Annotated in this window: 22 protein-coding genes; 10 read left to right on the forward strand and 12 right to left on the reverse strand. The window is 52.9% G+C overall.

The window, feature by feature from the left end; all coding sequences use genetic code 11:
* Window positions 1-182: 182 nt before the first annotated feature.
* Entirely contained in the window at window positions 183-1,250 is a 1,068-nt protein-coding gene (locus tag H8710_RS05535; RefSeq protein WP_249294421.1) for a hypothetical protein, read from the reverse strand.
* A 161-nt stretch (window positions 1,251-1,411) separates the two neighbouring features.
* Here H8710_RS05535 and H8710_RS05540 point away from each other — a divergent pair, with 161 nt between their 5' ends.
* The 3 genes from H8710_RS05540 to H8710_RS05550 all read left to right on the forward strand — a co-directional run bounded on the left by H8710_RS05540 (window position 1,412) and on the right by H8710_RS05550 (window position 3,578).
* Window positions 1,412-1,984, forward strand: a complete 573-nt coding sequence (locus tag H8710_RS05540; protein ID WP_249294422.1) for an NAD(P)H-dependent oxidoreductase — start codon at window positions 1,412-1,414, stop codon at window positions 1,982-1,984.
* A gap of 51 nt (window positions 1,985-2,035) precedes the next feature.
* Window positions 2,036-2,941, forward strand: coding sequence for a helix-turn-helix domain-containing protein (locus H8710_RS05545; RefSeq protein ID WP_249294423.1), 906 nt, complete (start codon window positions 2,036-2,038; stop codon window positions 2,939-2,941).
* Window positions 2,942-3,011: 70 nt separating this feature from the next.
* Window positions 3,012-3,578, forward strand: a complete 567-nt coding sequence (locus tag H8710_RS05550) for a GNAT family N-acetyltransferase (protein WP_249294424.1) — start codon at window positions 3,012-3,014, stop codon at window positions 3,576-3,578.
* 100 nt (window positions 3,579-3,678) lie between these two features.
* Here H8710_RS05550 and H8710_RS05555 read toward each other — a convergent pair whose 3' ends face one another.
* The 6 genes from H8710_RS05555 to H8710_RS05580 form a co-directional block, all read right to left on the reverse strand.
* Entirely contained in the window at window positions 3,679-4,218 is a 540-nt protein-coding gene (locus H8710_RS05555; protein WP_249294425.1) for a peptidoglycan-binding domain-containing protein, read from the reverse strand.
* Window positions 4,219-4,236: 18 nt separating this feature from the next.
* Window positions 4,237-5,646, reverse strand: a complete 1,410-nt coding sequence (locus tag H8710_RS05560; protein WP_249294426.1) for a peptidoglycan-binding domain-containing protein — start codon at window positions 5,644-5,646, stop codon at window positions 4,237-4,239.
* An 18-nt stretch (window positions 5,647-5,664) separates the two neighbouring features.
* On the reverse strand, window positions 5,665-7,575 hold the full coding sequence (locus H8710_RS05565) for a hypothetical protein (protein WP_249294427.1): 1,911 nt from the start codon (window positions 7,573-7,575) through the stop codon (window positions 5,665-5,667).
* 224 nt (window positions 7,576-7,799) lie between these two features.
* Window positions 7,800-8,183, reverse strand: a complete 384-nt coding sequence (locus H8710_RS05570) for a RidA family protein (RefSeq protein ID WP_249294428.1) — start codon at window positions 8,181-8,183, stop codon at window positions 7,800-7,802.
* Between the two features lie 70 nt (window positions 8,184-8,253).
* A complete protein-coding gene (locus tag H8710_RS05575; protein ID WP_430413303.1) occupies window positions 8,254-8,838 on the reverse strand; it encodes a hydrolase in 585 nt (194 codons plus the stop codon).
* 52 nt (window positions 8,839-8,890) lie between these two features.
* Entirely contained in the window at window positions 8,891-10,060 is a 1,170-nt protein-coding gene (locus H8710_RS05580) for a cation diffusion facilitator family transporter (RefSeq protein WP_249294430.1), read from the reverse strand.
* A gap of 283 nt (window positions 10,061-10,343) precedes the next feature.
* Between H8710_RS05580 and H8710_RS05585 the strand changes: the two genes are divergently transcribed.
* The 4 genes from H8710_RS05585 (at window position 10,344) to H8710_RS05600 (ending at window position 13,771) form a co-directional block, all read left to right on the forward strand.
* Window positions 10,344-10,679, forward strand: coding sequence for a TM2 domain-containing protein (locus tag H8710_RS05585; protein WP_249294431.1), 336 nt, complete (start codon window positions 10,344-10,346; stop codon window positions 10,677-10,679).
* A 274-nt stretch (window positions 10,680-10,953) separates the two neighbouring features.
* Window positions 10,954-12,264 carry a putative DNA modification/repair radical SAM protein gene (locus tag H8710_RS05590; protein WP_249294432.1) on the forward strand — a complete coding sequence of 437 codons (1,311 nt, stop codon included), beginning with the start codon at window positions 10,954-10,956 and terminating at the stop codon, window positions 12,262-12,264.
* On the forward strand, window positions 12,243-13,112 hold the full coding sequence (locus H8710_RS05595) for a TIGR03915 family putative DNA repair protein (protein ID WP_249294433.1): 870 nt from the start codon (window positions 12,243-12,245) through the stop codon (window positions 13,110-13,112). Before H8710_RS05590 ends, H8710_RS05595 begins: the two co-directional genes overlap by 22 nt.
* A gap of 188 nt (window positions 13,113-13,300) precedes the next feature.
* Window positions 13,301-13,771, forward strand: a complete 471-nt coding sequence (locus H8710_RS05600; protein WP_249294434.1) for a hypothetical protein — start codon at window positions 13,301-13,303, stop codon at window positions 13,769-13,771.
* A 176-nt stretch (window positions 13,772-13,947) separates the two neighbouring features.
* On the opposite strand, the gene H8710_RS05605 is transcribed toward H8710_RS05600, so the two are convergent.
* Window positions 13,948-14,145: a hypothetical protein gene (locus tag H8710_RS05605; protein WP_249294435.1), complete on the reverse strand. Its 198-nt coding sequence runs from the start codon at window positions 14,143-14,145 to the stop codon at window positions 13,948-13,950.
* A gap of 232 nt (window positions 14,146-14,377) precedes the next feature.
* Here H8710_RS05605 and H8710_RS05610 point away from each other — a divergent pair, with 232 nt between their 5' ends.
* Window positions 14,378-14,752 (forward strand): hypothetical protein, encoded by a 375-nt coding sequence (locus H8710_RS05610; protein WP_249294436.1) that lies wholly within the window; start codon window positions 14,378-14,380, stop codon window positions 14,750-14,752.
* A 199-nt stretch (window positions 14,753-14,951) separates the two neighbouring features.
* Here H8710_RS05610 and H8710_RS05615 read toward each other — a convergent pair whose 3' ends face one another.
* Complete coding sequence (locus tag H8710_RS05615; protein ID WP_249294437.1) at window positions 14,952-15,488, reverse strand: DUF2812 domain-containing protein; 537 nt, start codon at window positions 15,486-15,488, stop codon at window positions 14,952-14,954.
* Complete coding sequence (locus H8710_RS05620) at window positions 15,489-15,806, reverse strand: PadR family transcriptional regulator (protein WP_249294727.1); 318 nt, start codon at window positions 15,804-15,806, stop codon at window positions 15,489-15,491.
* Between the two features lie 228 nt (window positions 15,807-16,034).
* Here H8710_RS05620 and H8710_RS05625 point away from each other — a divergent pair, with 228 nt between their 5' ends.
* On the forward strand, window positions 16,035-16,274 hold the full coding sequence (locus tag H8710_RS05625; RefSeq protein WP_249294438.1) for a heavy-metal-associated domain-containing protein: 240 nt from the start codon (window positions 16,035-16,037) through the stop codon (window positions 16,272-16,274).
* A 103-nt stretch (window positions 16,275-16,377) separates the two neighbouring features.
* On the forward strand, window positions 16,378-16,644 hold the full coding sequence (locus H8710_RS05630; protein WP_249294439.1) for a DUF4315 family protein: 267 nt from the start codon (window positions 16,378-16,380) through the stop codon (window positions 16,642-16,644).
* Window positions 16,645-16,705: 61 nt separating this feature from the next.
* Here H8710_RS05630 and ppk1 read toward each other — a convergent pair whose 3' ends face one another.
* Window positions 16,706-18,844: a polyphosphate kinase 1 gene (ppk1, locus tag H8710_RS05635; RefSeq protein WP_249294440.1), complete on the reverse strand. Its 2,139-nt coding sequence runs from the start codon at window positions 18,842-18,844 to the stop codon at window positions 16,706-16,708.
* The gene (locus H8710_RS05640; protein WP_249294441.1) at window positions 18,844-19,755 is read right to left on the reverse strand and encodes a Ppx/GppA phosphatase family protein; all 912 of its coding nucleotides are present in this window, start codon (window positions 19,753-19,755) and stop codon (window positions 18,844-18,846) included. The genes ppk1 and H8710_RS05640 overlap by 1 nt, the downstream gene beginning before the upstream one ends.
* Between the last annotated feature and the right edge of the window lie 84 nt (window positions 19,756-19,839).

The following is a 19,839-nucleotide window of genomic DNA, read 5'->3' on the forward strand; positions in this document are numbered from 1 at the left end:
TTTCTACATCATATTATAACGATTTATACATGATTTTGCAAATTTTTCTGCATAGGAAAAAAACGTATTTTTTGGAAGGCTTTTGGGCATTTTGCTTTATTTTGGCGAAAACAAACCAATTTTTTTGCCTATTGACCGTGCAAGGCGTCACACGACGCACAAATGTCTTTCACAAAAGGACATTATTCTCCTTTGAGGGTTTTCAGCTCGTCTTCCAGATTGAGGGCCGCCGTGTGGAACCCCTTTTGATAAGTTTCGCCGCCTACAAAGACCTTTTCCAGCTCGATAAGACCCATCTGGTAGCTGCTGCTGCCAAAGTCTGCCGGTTCCACTGTGATGGTCAGCTCGTAGACCGGGCCATTGAAATTGAGGACTGTACCGGCAAAGTTAAAACTCCAGTCCAGCACCGGATAACCGTCCAGCTGCCCGCTGATCTCGCTCTTTTCGTAGATGTAATCTGAATCCACTTTCTGGAAAAACTCCTGCAGCATCGCTTGTTCGTCCACGGAGTAAATCTGGGACAAAACGGGGTGTTCCGAGACAGTGAGCTGACTGAGCCAGACCGCGTGGTTACCGGCGGTTTTTTCCAGTTGTTCCGGTGGGCCAAACTGCTTGAATTCCTCTTCCAGCTCGGGCACAAGGTCCAAGTGTTCAGCAACGATTACGGCGTTCACGAGTTTACTGTCTTTATCCCACTGAAAGGAAAAACTCTTGTAGCTGTCCGCCTCGTCATCCTTGAGGAGGCCGGAGGCCAAGTGGCTTCCCGTGGTCAGTTCATAGCCCTTCGATTCCGCCGCGGCGATAATAGCCTCTTTCCCGCCTTTCAAGGTTTTGTCGGCGGCGGTTTTATCGGCGTAAAGGCCGGGCAGGATGGAATAGAAGATTTTTTCCTTGTCCAGCTGAAGACCGGTTTCCCGGAAATTACTCAGGCTGGGGCTGTCTGCTTCCTCGCTGGGATTTTCCAGCAAAGTTTTGGCGTTTAATTCTTGCGCGATATTGTATTTTCCCGCGATATCCACAACCGACTGCAATTCGGCATTCAAGGTTTTTCCGTCGTCGTAGTGGAGGTTCTCCAAAGCGCCGAACATTTGGAGCAGGTCGTCCGCCCGCTCGTCGGGTTTCAGGGTTTCAAAGACCTTTTTGGCTTCACCGCTGAGCGCATAGGAATCTGTTTTTCCGCTGTCGGAAGAACAGGAGGAAAGGCTCAATACCAAGACGGAGGCCAAAATGAGGGATATGGTTTTTTTCATAATCAAACTTCCTTTCCGTAATAGGATACCTTTATCATACCGGGATTATCCTTTTGTGTCAACGATAATTTGTCACGTTTTTCCATCAAATAGCCTTTGACGGACGGGGTGTTCTGTTTTATAATGAAACAAAACTGGTGGAACGAAAAGGAGAATGTCCTATGAAGATTGCCGTACTATTCGCATCAAACCGCCACGGCGGAAAGCACGAGGAAATCAAACAGATGCTTCTCTCCCTCCCCTTGCCCCACGGGTATGATTTTATCGAGATGGCGGACTGTGAGATCACCCACTGCAAACAGGACTGTCCGGGATGTGTCATCAAATCGGAAGGCCGGTGCCTATTTGGCGACGATTTCGAGAAAATTCAGAAAAGGCTCGTCTCCGCTGATATGAACATGATCGTCGTCCCCGTTTATTGTCCGTATCCTTCAAAATTTACGGCGCTCATGGAAAAGCTGTTAGGCTCCTGCTATCTCACGGAAAATAAACCCCTGAAGAACAAGCCAACCTCCATTTTTTATTACTGTTCCTCCAAAATTGTGGACGATACAGGGCTGAAAATCCTGTGGCAGAAATATTTGATGGATGAAGGATACAGCTTCTCAGAGCCCAACTACCCATTTCTGAATCAGCGGTTTGACGAAGAATTGAACAAACGGTTCGACCGGGACATCACCAAGTACATCCGCGACTTTATGCTGACCGCCGGAAATCCTAATTTTGTCCAATAAAATCAAGAAACCATTTTCCAAACCCTTTATACTGATAGTGGAGTTGATGAGATGAACGAGCGGGACAAAGTGAATCTGGTCCAGGAGATGCAGGATTACATCGAAGAACACGTAAAAGCGGACGACTTCACCCTGGAGGGCCTCTACGCCGCTGTTGGGTATTCGAGACGCCACGCCGACCGGGTCTTTCGGGAATTTCTCGGTGAAACGCCGCTGGAAACCGTCAAAAAGATCCGGCTCACCGACAGCGTGACGAAGTTGCGGGAGCAGGAGGCGTCTATCCTAGAGGTGGCGCTGGAATCCGGTTTCGACAGCCACGAGGGCTACACGCGGGCCTTTGCCCGCTTCTTTGACGTGACCCCCAGCAGCTACCGCAAAAAGCCGGTTGCTGTCCCCCTGTTCATCCAATACCCCATCACTCACTATTATAATTATCTGCACGGCAAGGAGGAAAATGAAATGGAAACAAAAGAACTGATCTGCATGGTCACTCCAGTGGAACGCCCCAAACGGAAATTATTGTTCCTGCGTTCGGTAAACGCCACCGATTACTTTTCTTTTTGTGAGGAAAAAGGCTGCGAATGGGACGGGCTGTTAAACAGCATTCCGGAAAAATTCGATACCGCCGCACTCCTGGAGCTGCCGCCTTTTCTGCAAAAGCACGGCTTTTCCAAGATCGCTTCCGGCGTGGAAGTGCCCTTTAGCTACGACGGGAAAATCCCCGAGGGCTATGATCTCGCGGAGCTTCCCCCCTGTCTGCTGCTTTATTTCCAGACGGAACCCTACGAAAACGAAGAGGACTTCGGCATCGCTATCGGCTGTGCCTTCCGGGCGGCGGAGCGGTACGATTACGAAAAGTTCGGCTATGAGCGGGTGCCCGATGCCGCTCCTTTCTTTAACTTTGGAGCAGAGGCGGCAAAGGGCGCTTCCATCGCCGTACCGGCGCGGAAACGGTGAAGTCTGCTTGACAAATCCTCCCCTTATGGTATAATTAATTCAATTTTTACACCATAATGGAGGTATCAATATGCGGATACAGCCAGAATTGCAGGGAACAAGGATTCTGCTTCGCAGTGTCAGAGAAAAGGACATCGACGACCGGACGGCAATCGGACGTCATCACGAATTCGTCCATATGTGCGGCGGCGAAAGCCTCCCCGCCCCCGAATATCCAGACCGGGCCTTCTGGGAGCGGTGGTACGACAGGGAAAAGCGTCGGGGAGCGGGCGGCGAATACTCCTGGATCATCGACCTTCAGGGCCGTTGTATCGGCTCTTGCGGCCTGCACCATCTCTCGACTGAGGACAAAAGCGGCACCTACCGGATCGGCATTTTCGATCCCGCCTTCCACGCAAAGGGCATTGGGACGGAGGCTACTGAGCTTGTCCTTCGATTCGGGTTTGAAACTCTTCACCTCCACCGGATAGACCTGAAGGTTCTGGATTACAACGGCAGGGCCATCCGCTGCTACGAAAAATGCGGCTTTCAGAAAGACGGCATCCTGCGGGAAAGCGCCCTCATCGAGGGAAAATACTATTCTGATGTCATCATGAGCATTCTAGAGGACGAGTACTGGAATCTATACCGCAAATAGAAGGAATCCATAAAAAAACGAACCCCTATCGACGGGGTTCGTTTTTTGTTTCTGGGAGCAATCTATCAATAGAAACCAGCTGGAATTTTTCTCACAATTCCTATTTCGCCGCAATGGGATAAGTGGGCTTACTGAAAATATTGTAGGCCCGAGCGATGGAATTCCAGGTGAAATTGTCTACTGAACCGGTCTCCGGCAGCCCGGATTTTTCCTGGAGCTTTTTGACAGCGGCCTCGGTGCCGTTGTCGTAGCGTCCCGTTAGAGTGACGGGAGGGATGTTGTGGAAGTGGTTTCCGAGGCTGATGAGCATTAGCTGAAGAAAATACACTTTTTCCCCAGAGGCCCCCGGTCCCACCATGAAATCCGGCGACGGATAGGCCTGCACGCAGACTGGCTGGGCCGTTTCGGCAGCTACCTGGAGGTATTCCCGATAGATAGCGTCCCAGGTCGCTTCGTCGACGATGCCGGTCTGGGGCAGATTATAGGCGGCCTGAAACGCCTTGACGGTATCGGTGGTTTCAGGGCCGAATACCCCATCCGGTATGATCAAAGGAATATTGTTGCGAAAGCGGGAGATGGTGCGCAGGTACTGCTGCAGCTCCATTACGTTTTCCTGATGATTGTCGCGGGCATATGGCATGTTTCATGCACCTCCATCTTATTCAGCGGGTCTTTCGGTCAGTTCGTAACCTGGGAACTGGCCCGGCTGTTTTACCTGCCCCAACCGCACATCCTCGTAAAGGCTTGCGATGGCGTCCCAGGTTTCGGGGCCGACGATGCCGTCCACCGGCAGGCCCATCATCGACTGAAAGATTCGGACGGCGTTTTTGGTGTCTTCACCGAACACTCCGGTGACGGAAATCTGCGGAATGGCGGGGAACGCCCCCGACAGGAAGGAAAGGTAGGTTTGGAGCTCCACAACCGCTTCTCCGCTGCTCCCCTGGCGCAGGGGCGTGCCGGGATAGGTAGCGGGGCCCTTTCCCAGGTAATTTGCCGGCAAAACGTCCAACACTCCCTGGTAAGCTCTCCAAAGTTCATCCCAGGTACGGGCCCCCACGATGCCGTCGGGCGGCAGGCCGTAGGACTTCTGGAAGGCGATTACCGCCCGTTTGGTTTCCTTGCCAAAAACACCGTCCACGTTGATAGGCGGAATTTCCTCATTAAAATTGGCCACCATACCCAAAAGAAATTGTAGTTGACTCACTTTTTCACCGGTGTCGCCTTCTTTGATGGCGTCAGGATACTGCTTAGACAGCTCGCCCAGGGAAATTCCCTCAGAATCCAGCTCTGCCAGACGCTTCACCGAAACGTAGAGGTAAGAAAGCTTATACCAGGTGGCTTTTCCCACGATGCCGTCCTGCGTGAGGCCGAACACCCGCTGGAACGCCTTGACAGCAGATTCGGTTTTAGGTCCGAAGATGCCGTCTACCGGGTAGATTTTCGGAATGGCGGGATAGTTTGTGGAAACCCGGTTGAGACGCACTTGAAGCGTCCGCACGTCGTTTCCGGTGGAGCCCCGCCGGAGAGGCGTGCCGCTGTAGGAGCCGGTGATCAGATCCACAGGGGCGTTAAAGACAATGTCAATGTTGTTGCCGTAATAATACTGGAGCATTTCATAGGGCGTGTAGCCCTGCCGCGCCAAATCTACCGTCCCCCATTGGGACAGGCCGTTGCAGGTGACGGTAGTGCCGTTGCAGAACTGAGCAAACAGCGGCTCCACAAACCCCTGTCGGCGGATGTAGTCGTTAAACAGCTCGTCGACGATGGTGGAAACACTTTGAAAGATGTCACGGCCGTGGATGTACTTCTGGTCGAACTGGGTGGAGTTTGTGATGTCGAAATCATAGCCACGGCTCCGATACCACTCGGTGTAGATGCGGTTTAGGGCGAAAGTCACCTGTACGTAGATGTTTGCCCTGAGGGAATTATTGGGCCAGGTGGGGTAAATCTCGCTGGACGCGACGTTTTTGATGTAGTCGGGAAAAGTGACCGTCACGTTCTGGGCGTAGGCGTCGGGCCTTCCCAGGTGAACGGTAATGTATCGGGGAATATAGGGAACTCCGGTCATTTGCCTCACGCTCCTTTCTTATAAGTCCGCCGGTTCGCTTTCACGAACCACCTTTTCCCGGATGAATTTTTCGTTTTCGGGGATGGGAATCAGCTCCACCGGCTGAATGGATGCTTCTCCGCCAAATACGGGGACGTTTAAATTTTCCACCGTGTAATAACCGGGGGCGTCCACTTGAATACTGTAGCTGGCATAAGGGTGTTCATAGCCCGGGGCCTGAGTCCACTCTCTGGGAGGAGCGGGGACGCCCCGGGGCACCGTTTCGCCGCTGATTCCTGTGGTTGTGAAGAAATGCAGAACCGGACGCCCCTCAAAAACCCGGCTGATGGTTACGTCGGCATCGGGCACCGGCAATCCCTGCCGGGCGGTATAGGCGTAAACGGTAATGGTAGCGTTATCCGATTCCCATTCTTCCTGTTCCCGGACGGGGTAATCCGACTCGGTCTGGTAGACACCATTTGGCTGAACGGTGCTCTCCTGCCCTGATACGGCGGCTTGCGGCCGTTCTGAGGGCGCTGACAGGGCCTGCATGTCGTCCTCTGGCATGGAAGGCGTCTCCTGTCCGCTGGAAAAGGCGCTGGGCACATCGCCAGGTACAGGCCTGCTCATGCCGGTGGCGCTCAGGCGGTTCATCAGTTCCGAAGTACGGAAATTTTCGATTCCCGGGGCAGACGGCGCCGCCGCTTCTTCGGTCATAAGCAAGGAGGCTGATTCTAAATCCCGCAGAAGCTGGGGCGACATTGCAGACCCGTACATAGGGACTTCTGCTTCTTCATTTCCGGAGCGGAGCACCGAAGGGGTGACAAAAACATCTGGTCCATCAGCCGGCGCAGCACTGCCGCGGTTTTGCTCCGCTCCGGGATTGCCCGGATCCTCCGACGCCACACGGGCGATGTTCTGTTCCCGAAGGGACACTTCCGATTGCCGCCTCTGGGGATACCGGGGCAGCGGATGGCTGGTGGGCGTGTTGGCATCTGTAGCCGTCAGGTCGGCGTATTGGGGCGCCCGGGTGCGAGCCGGGATTTCTGAGCTTTCCGGCCGAGCGGGGGGCTGGGCCGAAGTGGCCCCCCAAGGACTTTGCTCCACTGGCATAGCTGGGCGCACGCCCACGTTTCCGGAAGCCAGCGGCAGGGGGACGACTTGATTCCGGGTATTTCCGGAGGTGGGAGCCTCTGCTTGACTGGCAGGGGCCGTTCCCTGCCTCCCATTCATGGAAGCGGAAGGATTTTGCCGGACACCGCCCCCTGTCTGTTCAGGTGCAAATGCCCTGCCCTGGTTTGCAGTGACAGAATCCCTGGAAGCCTGCTGGGCGGAACCGGCTGCCGCAGATGCGCCGCTCTGATTTTGGATCGCCGGGGCGGTCGGCGCCTGCTGGAGGCCGCTTTGTTGGTTGGGAGCGACCTGCGGACGAAAAGTTGCAGGTGCGTTTACCCGCTGCCCTGCCGGCACCATCGTCCTGTTCTCAAGAGGATATAAGGGTGTGAACGGCGTCCTGCCGTCGGAAAAGTTTGCACCAGGAGCCGGTTCCCATCCACCCATCCGGAGCAGCTCCTCGTCGTCCATGGGGCTTGGGGGAATCGCCTGGGGTACCGACTGTTCCGCTTTATTATCACCGCCCTTTACGTCAGTGCGGTTGTCTGCGTGGTTTCTCGGGCTTCCAGCAGCTTCCACCGGAACGGATGTATCCGGCATCCGCATGGGTGGCGGAGCATCGGGGAGCCGTCTTTTCTTCACCGGGTTTCCGGTGTCGATTCCTGTATTGACGGGGCCTGACCCTGAGCCGCAGGACGGCATATTTCCGGTATAATTGGTTCCTACGTTGGAGCCAGGGCTCTGCTGAGCATAGGCGCTATGCTTGGCGTATTGCATCAGATCTTCCTGATACCGCCGGATCATCTCATTCAAATCGTCCCTATCCGAACCGTTCATGGATGTGTGTCCTCCTTTGCTGTATCCGTCCCTTTATTGTGGGACGAGGCTTCGTACTGTTTGATCCGCGTTTTCCGCTTGGAAGCGGGCTTTATACCCTATCAATTTATGCAGGAGGATACGGAGTTTATGCAGAAATCACCGCCAGGAAAAACCTTTCCGGCAGCAAAAAACCGGGAAACGAGTTTTGTTCCCGTTTCCCGGTTTATTTCACGAAAATAAAATCAGTCTTCCACTGCGATAGCTTCGATCTCGAACAGCGCTCCTTTGGGAAGCGCTCCCGCCTGCACGCAGGAACGGGCCGGGGTCTCGCCGGTGAAATATTTGGCGTAGATTTCGTTCACGACGGCAAAATCGGCGATATCGGCCAAAAACAGGGTGGTTTTCACCACGTTTTCATAGCCCATACCTGCCGCTTTCAGGACTGCGCCCAGGTTTTTCATCCCCTGCTCTGCCTGAGCGGAAACGCCGCCTTCTGCTAAAACGCCGGTTTCGGGAATCAGTCCGATCTGCCCGGAAGTATAGAGCACGCCGCCCGCCTTGACCGCGTGAGAATAGGGGCCGACTGCCGCCGGCGCGTTTTTGGCGCTGATGATTTCTTTTTTCATAGGTATCGTTCCTTTCTGTAACGGCGGTTTTCCGCCCTAAATGTTAGCTATGTATGGATATAAGCAAAGCTTATGCGAAGCTCTGCCCTCTGGTCTCCTGCTCGTCCAAATAGGTCGCCATCAAATCAGCGGTGTGAAGCAGCACGGCGGCAGGATACTGCTCAAAGGCCTTAGACATGCTGTAATCCCCCGGCACGGCGGCAAACCCGCCCATGTGGTAGCGGATGGAAATGGCCTCGTCCAGCTTGAGGCGCATAAACCGCTCGATGATAAAGACGCTTTTCTCCCCGTGTCCGTAGGGGATCTGCTCATCCACCGTGTAAAAAGGCTTTTGCTCCCAGCTGCCATTTATTTTTACGTTTCGCATTTCCTGCTTGTAGTAGTTGGCTTTGCAGACGTCGTGTAAAAGCCCGCAGACAGCGACGGCCTCGTCGGAATAGGGGCACCCTTCCGGGTATTCCCGCTCCATCAGGGTTTTGAGCCGCTTGTAGACGTTGACGCTGTGGAGGCATAATCCCCCCTCCTCCGCCAGATGGAACCGGGTACTTGCCGGAGCGGTGAAAAAGTCGCTCTTTGTGAGCCAATCCAGCAGTTTATCCGCTCCTCTGCGGGTGATGTGCCTCTGATAGATCTCGATAAATTCATCTTTTCCCATATAATTCATTCCTTTCCAGGATTTGGGCATCAGGGCGGCAAAACCGCCTATTCTATCCAATGTAGTTGCGGTCAATATTAATGACAGTGAAGAGCTTTTCGTTCTCCTGCCGCACCATCTGCTGGATACTCTGTTTCAGGTCGTCGTCGGAGAGTTTGCAGTCAAAGGGCACTACAATGTCGAAAATCAGGTTGGTGTGGGTGTAGCCCTTGACCACCCGGAAATCGTGCATGGTAATGCCGTAGCCCATGGAGGCCAGGAGCTTCGCCGTCATTCTTTTTAGTTCGTTTGTCTCTTCGTCGTCGGTGATAATGGGGTCGAGGTGCACCACCAAAGCCATGCCCTCCCCCTGAAAGTCCCGCTCGATGTTGTCACAGATGTCATGGCTTTTGAGAATGTCGTTTTTTGCGTCCATCTCCACGTGAACCGAGGCAAAGCACCTGCCAGGGCCGTAGTCGTGAACCATCAGGTCGTGAACCCCCAGCACCCCGTCGTAGGCCCGGAGTTTTTCGAGGGTCTCGGTGACAAGCTCCTTGTTGGGAGCTTCCCCGAGCAGAGGACTCAACGTCTCGCTGACAAGTTTGATGCCGGAAATGACGATGAATATGGCAATGGCAAGGCCGACGATGCCGTCCAGCATGGCAAAATTCGTGAGTCTGCTGACCACTGCGCAGATGAGGACCGCCGCCGTCATTAAAACGTCGTTTCGGCTGTCGGCAGCGGTGGCCTCCAGGGTGGTGGAATCGATGAGTTTACCCACCTTGCGGTTAAAAAAGAACATCCAGAGCTTTAAAAGAATGGATACCCCCAGAATTACCACCGAAATCACGCTGAAATCCGCGGCCTCCGGGTGGATGATTTTATCGAAAGAAGATTTTGTCAGATCAAAGCCCACCAAAACGATGAAAAAGGCCACCACCAGCCCCGATACGTACTCCATCCTCGCGTGGCCGAAGGGATGCTCCTTGTCGGCGGGGCGGCCCGACAGCTTAAAGCCGATAAGGGTCACCAAACTGCTTGTTGCGTCGGACAGGTTGTTGACGCCGTCGGCGAGAATCGAAACGCTCTTAAACAGCCAGCCCGCGATGATTTTAGCGGCGCTTAAAAGGGCGTTGCAGCAGATGCCGACGATGCCGGCCATCTTGCCGTAGCTTTCCCGCACTTTATGGTCTTTGACCTGGTCGCTGTTCTTGACGAACAGCCGGATCAGCAATGATGTCATGGAAGGATTCCTGCCTTTTTTTGGATTTATTCGGTTTCCATCACTCTTCTGAAAACCGACGGTATTTATAAGTATATCAATTTTTCCTGCAAGTTGCAACATTTTTTATGCCCTTGAAGCCCCCTGCGCTCCGGGATCGTTCTATTGATTAAAAAGAAGATAAATTTTTCTTTTTTTCTTGACAAGCAGGCGCTCTGTTCCCTATAATGATATCAAACACCTGCAATTTAAAACATATCGAATGGGCTTGCCCCACGGGACAGGCCGGAAAGGCGTGAAACACATGGATGTACAAAAACTCGACCTTTACCTGATGTCCAATCAGAAATATTTCCCCCCGGAAAAAATTCCATTTATCCGGGAGAAATTGGCCGCACTGGATGACTCCCAGTTCGTCGTGGCCACGGCCATTGAACTCAAGGATCCTACCGTCATGCTCATCATCTCGATTTTCCTCGGTGGATGGGGCGTTGACCGCTTCATGATGGGCGACATCGGCATGGGAGTGTTAAAGCTTCTCACCGGCGGTGTATGCGGAATCCTCTGGCTCGTCGATGTCATCACCATTATGAACAAGGTGAAAGAACAGAATTTCAACAACTTTATGATGGTCATGTAAATTAAATTTCAAAGCCGTCCGTTCCGAATTTGGGAGCGGGCGGCTTTTTTGTATGAAATATAAGAACAAATTTTCTTTTTTCCAGAAATTACACTTTACAAACGCTGTTTTTGGTGGTATACTAACTATATAAACAAATGTTCTGGTCTGCCCTGCTGTTTTGGCAAACGGTTTTTGAATCTTTGCCGCCGTGCCAAATTGGAAACAAGTTATAACAACAATATGCCCCTTTCCCAGGTGAAGGAAACTCTGCAAACAAAGGCTGGTATGGAATATGGACTTGATGGAAAAACTGACAATTTTATCGGACGCCGCCAAATACGACGCCGCCTGCACCTCCAGCGGCGTGGCAAACGTCCCCTCCGCCGGGGGAATCGGCAGCACGGCGGCCTGCGGCATCTGCCACAGTTTTGCCGCCGACGGGCGGTGCATCTCCCTTTTAAAAGTGCTGATGACAAACGTCTGTATCTATGACTGCAAATACTGCGTAAACCGGGTCTCCCACGACACTCGGCGGGCCGCCTTCACCCCCGAGGAACTCAGTGAGCTGACCATCCAATTTTACCGCCGCAATTACATCGAAGGGCTTTTTCTCAGTTCCGGCGTCATCAAAAACCCCGACTACACCTGCGAACAGCTTATCAAAACCCTGACCCTTCTGCGGACAGGGTACCATTTTCACGGCTACATCCACGTGAAGGCCATCCCCGGCGCCGACCCGGTGCTTTTAAACCAGCTGGGGATGCTGGCCGACCGGATGAGCATCAACATCGAGCTGCCCTCCCAGAAAAGCCTTTCTACCCTGGCCCCCGACAAATCGAAACACTCGATTCTAAAGCCCATGTCCTTTATTCAGCAGAAAATCACCGAAAGTTCTCACGACATCGTCCGCTACAAGCATGCGCCCCGCTTTGCCCCCGCCGGGCAGAGCACCCAGATGATTGTGGGCGCCACCCCTGAGACCGATTACCAAATCCTCCACCTGTCGGAATCCCTCTATAAAAAATACAGCCTGAAGAGGGTCTTTTTCTCCGCATACATGCCGGTTTCGGACAATCCCCTCCTGCCCTCGGCGGATACAAAGCCTCCTCTTCTGCGGGAGCACCGGCTCTACCAGGCGGACTGGCTGCTGCGGTTTTACGGCTTCGAGGCCCGCGAGCTTCTGGATGAGCAAAACCCCAATTTCAACCCCCTCGTCGACCCCAAATGCAACTGGGCCCTGAACCACCTGGAACTCTTCCCGGTGGATGTCAACAAAGCGCCGTTGGAAATGCTCCTGCGGGTGCCGGGTATCGGCGTCGCATCGGCAAAGCGGATCGTCACTGTCCGCCGCACCGGGTCGCTGGACTTCAAGGGCCTCAAAAAAATCGGCGTCGTCCTTAAACGGGCCCAGTATTTTATCACCTGCTCCGGCAAGCTGCCCGACGGCCTGAAAATCACCTCCGACGGCATGATCCGCTCACTGATGCCGGAGGGGTATGCCGCCGGTTTCGTGGGCGGAATCGGCGAACAGCTCTCCCTGCTCCCCGATTCATCCAGAGTTTTTCGAGAGGATGTACACAAATGTTTAACCGGACAAATCTGATCTATCGCTACGACGGCAGCTTCGACGGGCTTCTCACCTGTATTTTTACCTGCTACGAACAAAAGGAATGGCCCTTGGACATCGTCTCCGGCCAAAACGCCCAGGACACCCTCTGCCCCGCCCGCACCATTGATACCGACCTTGTAAAAGCCTCCCGAGTGGCTGCCGTACTGCCGGGAAAGCTCTCCAAAGACGGCGCCGAGTGGGTCTACCTGGGGTTTCTGACCTGCTACCCCAAAAAAGAACTGCTTTTGCTGGATTTTGTTCGCAAGGGGCTTCGTATCGGCCCGACAATCGTTCATATGCTCACTGACGACACGGTAAGCATTCTCAGCAAGGCCGTTTTCCATCTGACTCACGAGGCCCACATGCTCTCGGGATTCGTCCGGTTTTCTGACAGCGGCGGCGTCCTCTCCTCTGTGATCGAGCCAAAAAACAATGTGCTCCCCATCCTGTCGAACCACTTCTGCACCCGTTACCCTAACGAATACTTTCTCATTTATGACAAAACAAACGACCTTGCCCTCCTCCACGAACCGGGCAAACCCAGCTCCATCATCGCCGCCGACGAAATAGAGCTGCCGGAAGCCGACGATCAGGAGCTTTATTTCCGCGCCTTATGGAAGCAGTTTTACGACACCATCGCCATCGAAGGCCGCTACAACCCCCGCTGCCGGATGAACCACTGTCCCAAGCGGTTCTGGAAACACATGACGGAGTTAGGCGCCGGATTCATCAGCGGATTTCCCGCCGATTATCGGGACAAAACGCCTCCCCGGCGGGTGAGCGGCCTGCGAAACGGCGTACAGAATCACGGTTCCCCGTCGCTGGGACAATTGGGCGGATAAATGTGAAAATCGGCCGTAACCCCTATGTCAAGGCCATTTTTCTGATGTAAACCATATTGCTTTACATCAAAACGACCTTCAGTTCTCCGTTTTCTCCCCTGCTATAGGCCCCTGCCCCCTAACGCCTCCGCGGATGGAGTCATATCCCCTTTCCGCCTCTCATAACCTGTAGAAAGGAGGTGCGGAAAATGACAATGGATGAGTCTTCTTTTCCGGAAAATCCCTTCCAGTGTGAGCAAATTCCCCCGGAAGTGCAGGAGCAGCTCGCCGTTATTGATAAATCCCTTGCGTTCATCCAGCAGATTATCGCCGCGATCATCCTTAATTACAAGGCTTTGGTCTGTCAGCGGCAGCAGCTTGTAGACACCACCTGCCATGGAGGAACCCCCGTCTGCGACTACTCGGGCATCTACCCCTTGCGATTCGCCGCCAGCGCAGTGATTCTCCGTGCGTCCGCCTTCTTTTTCGGCCTGTCGAAACAGGCGCTCTGTACCCCTCAGCAGGACTGTATCGCCAAACAGTCGGCCCAAATAAACTTTCTCGCCAGCCTTATGGTGCTGCTGGCCGCCGCCATCCGGTTTTATGATCTCAACGCAGTGGAGCAAAATCTTCCCGTTCCGGAAGCAACTGAAACGCTGAACCAAGAGCCCACCATTTGAACAAAAAAATCGCTCTGGAAGTTTGACACATTTCGACATTCTCCGACATATGATGAAGTGCGGATGGGAAATCCACCGCAACTAAATAATTGGAGGAATTGATTATGTGTAACTGTGGAAATAATAACTGGGACTGGGATTGGGATTTTGACAATAACGGCAATGGCAATAGCCCGCTAATCGGCTTTGTCCCTGTATTCAGTGCAAATATCATTAATGATAATGACAACGATAATGACGATGATTTCAATGGATGCAGATGCTGCCGTTGCTTCCACGAATGCTGCAGACATTGCTGCCGCCGCTGCTGCCGCAGATAATCCCAACGGTTTCACAGCCCGCTCCAATTGCGGGCAGCTACTTATTTCATGCAAGGAGAGCCTTTTCCGGGCCACCTCCCTGCTTTTTTATTTTGAACAATTTGCTCCAATAACCAAAAATTTAACTTGACTTGAGAAATTACAGAATTGGGCAATATTGACTAAAATTTATCAGATAGCGTTATTATATTAACGATTGTTGACAAATCTTTCCTGCTTTCTTATACTGGAATCAGATAGATGGTTTTCTATCGCAAAGCCGACCAAAAAGAAAGGGTGACAGCAGATGACGACAAATCCATTACTGTTATTAGACAACAGCTCGATGATGTCAGTGGTAAACCGTGGGACCTTCAAATGTACCGATGTGACCTTTGAGGAGGCCAAGGCCATCCTCGACATGCACGACGAGGCTGACATTCTCCAATGTTTCTCAAACCGGGACATCGAGGACATCATTTACGGGCATCTCGGCATTACCCAGCGAAATTTCGCCTACAAGCACATCCGCGACATGCGGGTGGGCCAGGACGGATTGGTTTTCAAAACCTACATTACTCCGTCGGAAACCCAGCCTATTATCCGGACCGATAAGGGCAACGAGGCTAAAAAAATCCAGAATGTCTACGTCTACTGCCAGCTGATTTCAAGAATCGAATAAAATAGTGGCACTATTTCATAATAACAGCTGGCGTTTCACGCTGTTTTTTGCAGATTTCCTTTAATTTTGACTTGACAAATCTAGCTTTGCAGTCAACAATGGAATAATGGAAAGTGCCCGTGTTTGATACCTCCAATTCGCACAAAAGCGTTTTCCGAACAGCAGGTCCCGCGCAGCAAATACTGCGCGGGACCCTTTTTTACCGTTCCAGGTTTTTTCTGATCTGCCGTGTCACCCACCACAGGTATCCCGCAATGAACGCGAGGAGAAAAGCCTCTAAGGCAAGCTCCATCACCTGTTCCCATAATCCGCGAAGCCCGCAGACGACGATTCCAGCCATCAGTACCGCGATTCCCAGCAAAAACAGAATAAGAGCTGCCGTTACGGCGTTTTTGACCCGTTTGTTCCGTTTGACGAGGCTTTCGGTATCGGAAAAGGACTCGGGACGAATGTCGGTATAAGTCTTTCGCCAGACAAAACAGCTCGCCATCTGCCCGACAAACTCCCAGCCGAACTGCTCGTAGGTGTTCCGGTAATCGGCCTTTGGGAAGGCGTTCAGGTCAAATACATACCGGTATCGTCTCGGCTCGCTCTTGTGAAACACCATCCGAAAGGAGTCAAACTGCCTGATTTTTTCAACGTTCCAGCCTTGGAGAGCCATTTTTTCCAGCCACTCTTCATAATCCGCCGGAACCACCCTGCGAAAGACGGAAAACCACACTGCCTTTTTCTCCATTTAAATCAGCTCCTTTGCCGTTTCATAAAGCTGCGAGATACGCCGCGCCTCTTCCTTGAGAATAAGGGCTCCCGATTTGGTGATGCGGTACTCCTTCTTCCGGTCGATTTCCCGCACCGCTTCGATGAGGCGCTGTTTTTCCAGTTTGGATAGGGTTTGGTAGACCGTGCCCGCTCCCAGAATGATGCGGCCGCCTGTGAGGGCTTCCACATACTGCATGATGCCGTAGCCGTGGCGCTCCTCCCGCAGCGAGAACAGGATGTAGAACATTGTTTCGCTCATGGGGAGAAAACGCTTTTTCAGCCGCTCCAGTTCCATTTTTATCACATTCCTTTCCCTTTTTTCCATCATCCAGAAAAACTCTGTTTTACTATTTATCTATATCACGATGTGATATAGATATCATATATCACATCGTGATATATGTCAACAGTTATTTAGTAGAAATTTTTTCCAATCAAAAATCCAGAAAGCGTTTGCCTTACATAAAATTGCTTCGTATCCGCCGGCGTTTTAACGGGAAAACTAAATCCGAGGTGATAAAGTATGTCTCAGGAAAGCGCATATTTTAAGGTGGAGAACATTGTGGGCAAACACGACGTCAAAGACATCAAACGCCGCCTGGACACGATTCACGGCGTGGAAAGCGTCGCAGTCAACGCACAAACCTCACAGGTGTCCGTTGACTACGACAGCTCAGGAACCTCATACGACCAAATCGAAAACACATTGAATAAAATGGGTTATCAGATTATCGACGACCACAGCCGCATCAACACCCGATAAGCCTCGAACCGCCGCCTGAAAATTTCAGTCGGCGGATTTTTTTGGTATTTTTTTGCCCTTTCTGCCCAAGCTAAATCTAACAAAACAAAAAGAGGTGTTTTTCATGCCACGAGGCGTAAAAAAATCCGTCAACTATGACGAAGAGCTGATGAAAATTGACGCGCAAATCACCCGCTGGACCAACACCATCAAAGAGCTGCAGGACAAAAAGACAGCCCTCCTCAATCAAAAAGAGCAAAAAGAGCTTTCCGAGCTGAAAGAGGTGGTGGAGTCCTCCGGTATGACGGTTCACGACCTGATGCAGATGGTACAGCATCCTGAAGCGGCGGCAGAAAGCGAAAACTGCATGAAACCCAACGACTGTTACTAAACAAAACGGCGCTTGTGTTGAGACACAGGCGCCGTTTTGTTTTTCATATTTTGACTTGAAACTACCTTTTTCCTCTCCTGAAGGGCAGTTTCCGCCGTACTCCGGCGAATAATTCCCCTATGGAACGACTTTTACCGCTTTCTGCCGGGGCCGCAGCTTCGGCCCTCAGGATAAATTCCTCTTGAGCGCAGAGGGGCCTTTGCCCGTCGGGGGTGCGCAGGGTATAGCTCCCGTCAGAGTGCATCTCCCGGGCCTTAACGTTATCGCGGAGCAGGATTTCCATCATCCGCAGAATCTGCCTTTTGAGCTTTACATCCTTGACCGGGGCGGCAATCTCCACCCGCTTGTCAGTATTTCGGGTCATCATGTCGCCGGAGCCGATATAGACGGCCGTTTCCTCCCCGTCGCCGAAGCAGTAGACGCGGGAGTGCTCCAAAAACCGCCCGACGATGCTGATAATCTCAATGTTGTCGGTTTCGCCGGGGATTCCCGGCAGAAGGCAGCAGATCCCCCGGACAATGAGCTTGATGGGAACATTGGCCTTGGACGCCTGGGCCAGCTTTTCCATGACAATCTTGTCGGTCATGGAGTTGCATTTCATCAGGATGCCGCAAGGCTTTCCCGCCCGCGCCTTGGCGATTTCCCCGTCGATCATCCGTAGGACGTTCTGCTTAAATCCATTGGGGGCGATCCACAGAGTGCGGTATTCGCCTTTTCGATTCGACAGGGACATGTTGAGGAAAAAGTCGGCGGCGTCCCGGCCGATTTGAGGGTCGGCAGTGATGAGGGACAGGTCGGTGTAGAGCTTCGCCGTCTTTTCATTGTAGTTTCCGGTGCCGATTTGGGTAATCGTAAGGATTTTTCCCGCCGCCTTTCGGGTGATGAGGCAGATTTTCGAGTGTACCTTGAACCCATCTAAGCCGTAGATGACCCGGCAGCCGGCTTCTTCCAGCCGCTGGGCCCATTCGATGTTGTTTTCTTCGTCGAACCGGGCGCGGAGCTCCATCAAAACGGTGACTTCCTTGCCGTTTTCCGCCGCCTCGATGAGGGATTCCGCCAGTTTCGACTGCCTTGCGATGCGGTAAAGGGTGATCCGAATAGACAGGACGGTTTCGTCGTTTGCCGCTTCCCTGATGAGCTGCAAAAAGGGCTGCATACTCTCGTAGGGGTAGCTTAAAAGGATATCCCGGCGGGCCGCCTGCATCAGGACGCTCTCCCTGGGACGAATAGCGGCGGAAGGCCGGGGTTGATAAGCGGGCAGCAGCATCCGCTCTTTCTGCTCCGGCGTCAGGCGCTTTTCGATCTCCCCGACGAAGGACAGGTCCATGGGAGAAGTGGTAAAGAACACCTGATGGCTCGACAGGCCCAGCTTATCTTTTAAAAATTCCATCGTCTTTTTCTTGAGGCTCCCCTGGATCTCCAGCCGGACGGGAGAAAGCCGCTGCCGCTTTTTGAGGATTTTCTTCATGTGCTGACGGTAGTCGTCGTCTTCGTCCAGTTCCCTGGCGTCGGTGTCGATGTCGGCGTTGCGGGTCACCGAAAAGACCGCCTTGCTGACCACCTTGTAGAGGGCGAATACCTCGTTTGCGTAGTGGAGGATCAGTTCCTCCAGCGAAATGCAGCAGAGCCGCCCCCTGCCAGGGAAAAACAGCCGCCGCACTCCGCCGGGCAGCGGGATGATGCCGCAGAGACGGTTTCCGTCCTGCTCCAGCTCGACAGCAATGTTCAGCGACTTATTGGCGATAAAGGGAAAGGGGTGCCGCGGGTCGATGATCTGGGGCGATAGGAGGGGCCGTATTTCCCGGGAAAAGTACTCCCCCGCCTCCTTTTTCTCGTCTTTTGTCAGCTCCATATAGGACAGCAATGAGACCCCGGAAACGCTCAGTTCGTTGACGACCTCTCTGTAAACCTCGTCCTTGCGGGCGCAGAGGGCCCGGGCTTCGGCGTAGATGGCGGTGAGCTGTTCCTTGGCGTTCATGCCGGTTTTGTTGTCGATATAATCCGGGGCGAAATGCATATAATCAGTGAGGCTTCCCACCCGCACCATAAAAAATTCGTCCAGGTTTGTAGAAAATATGGATACGAACTGGAGCCTCGTCAGCACCGGGGTCTCCCGGCAGAGGGCCTCGTTGAGCACCCGTTCGTTGAATTTGAGCCAGGATAGTTCCCGATTGACCATATAGGCGGGATAACCGTCCATCAATTGTCCCCTCCGTTTTTCAGTACATGTTCGATGAGATAGCCTTCCCGGACGCCGTAGCGGCTGACTACCACTTCCGATACGCCGAACCGTTTGGCCAGTTCGCTAAGGATGGTGAGCCCCGGCTGGATGGTCAGCATCCGTTCCGGCACCATTTTATAGATTTTGCGGCAAAGATTCACGTCGCCCTTTTTGAAGATTTTCACGAGCATGCCTAAGAATCCGGCGTCCAGCCGCTGAACGTCCCGGGGCACTTTATAGAGCTCGTGGCAGATTTTTTTGAATGCCCGGGCCGTGCCACCGACCCCCACCAGCGTCTTTACCGGTTCCATAGGCGCCCAATAGAGGGTGCTCAGGTTGTCGAGGATCCCCTGCCGCATCAGCTTGCGCTCTTCGTTATCTAAGGTGACGCCGCCAGCGTACTTGGTGTACATATTGAGGGAACCCATGGGGATGCTTGTAAGGTTTGAGATGCGTCCGTCGGCAAAAAGGACGATCTCGGTACTGCCGCCGCCGATATCTACCAGCACCCCGTCCTGCACCGAGAGAAACTGAGTGGCGCCGATGAAATCGAGCCTTGCCTCCTCGTCGCCGGAGATGACGGCGACCTTAAGGCCGGTTCGCTCTTCGATAAAACGGACCGCTTCCTCCTGGTTCACAGCGTTGCGGAGAGACGCCGTAGCAAAGACTGAGACATGATCGATGCCGAACTTGCGGAGAACTTCGACAAAGGCGGCAATGGTGTCAGCGGCCCGGTACATGCCCTCTTCGGTGAGGATTCCATCCTCGATGTATCCAGCCAGGCCCACAGTCTCCTTTTTGTCGATCATGGGGCTGATGGCGTCTCCGGCGCACTGGTAAACTGACATACGAATGGAGTTGGAACCCACGTCAATCACAGCATGAATCATTTAAATCCTGTCCTTTCCCCGCAAAAACTCTATTTTCTTTTAGTATAACCGATTGACTAACTAAATTCCATTCTTTAACTGTAA

The organism is Fumia xinanensis, assembly GCF_014384905.1.
Lineage (GTDB): Bacteria > Bacillota > Clostridia > Oscillospirales > Ruminococcaceae > Fumia > Fumia xinanensis.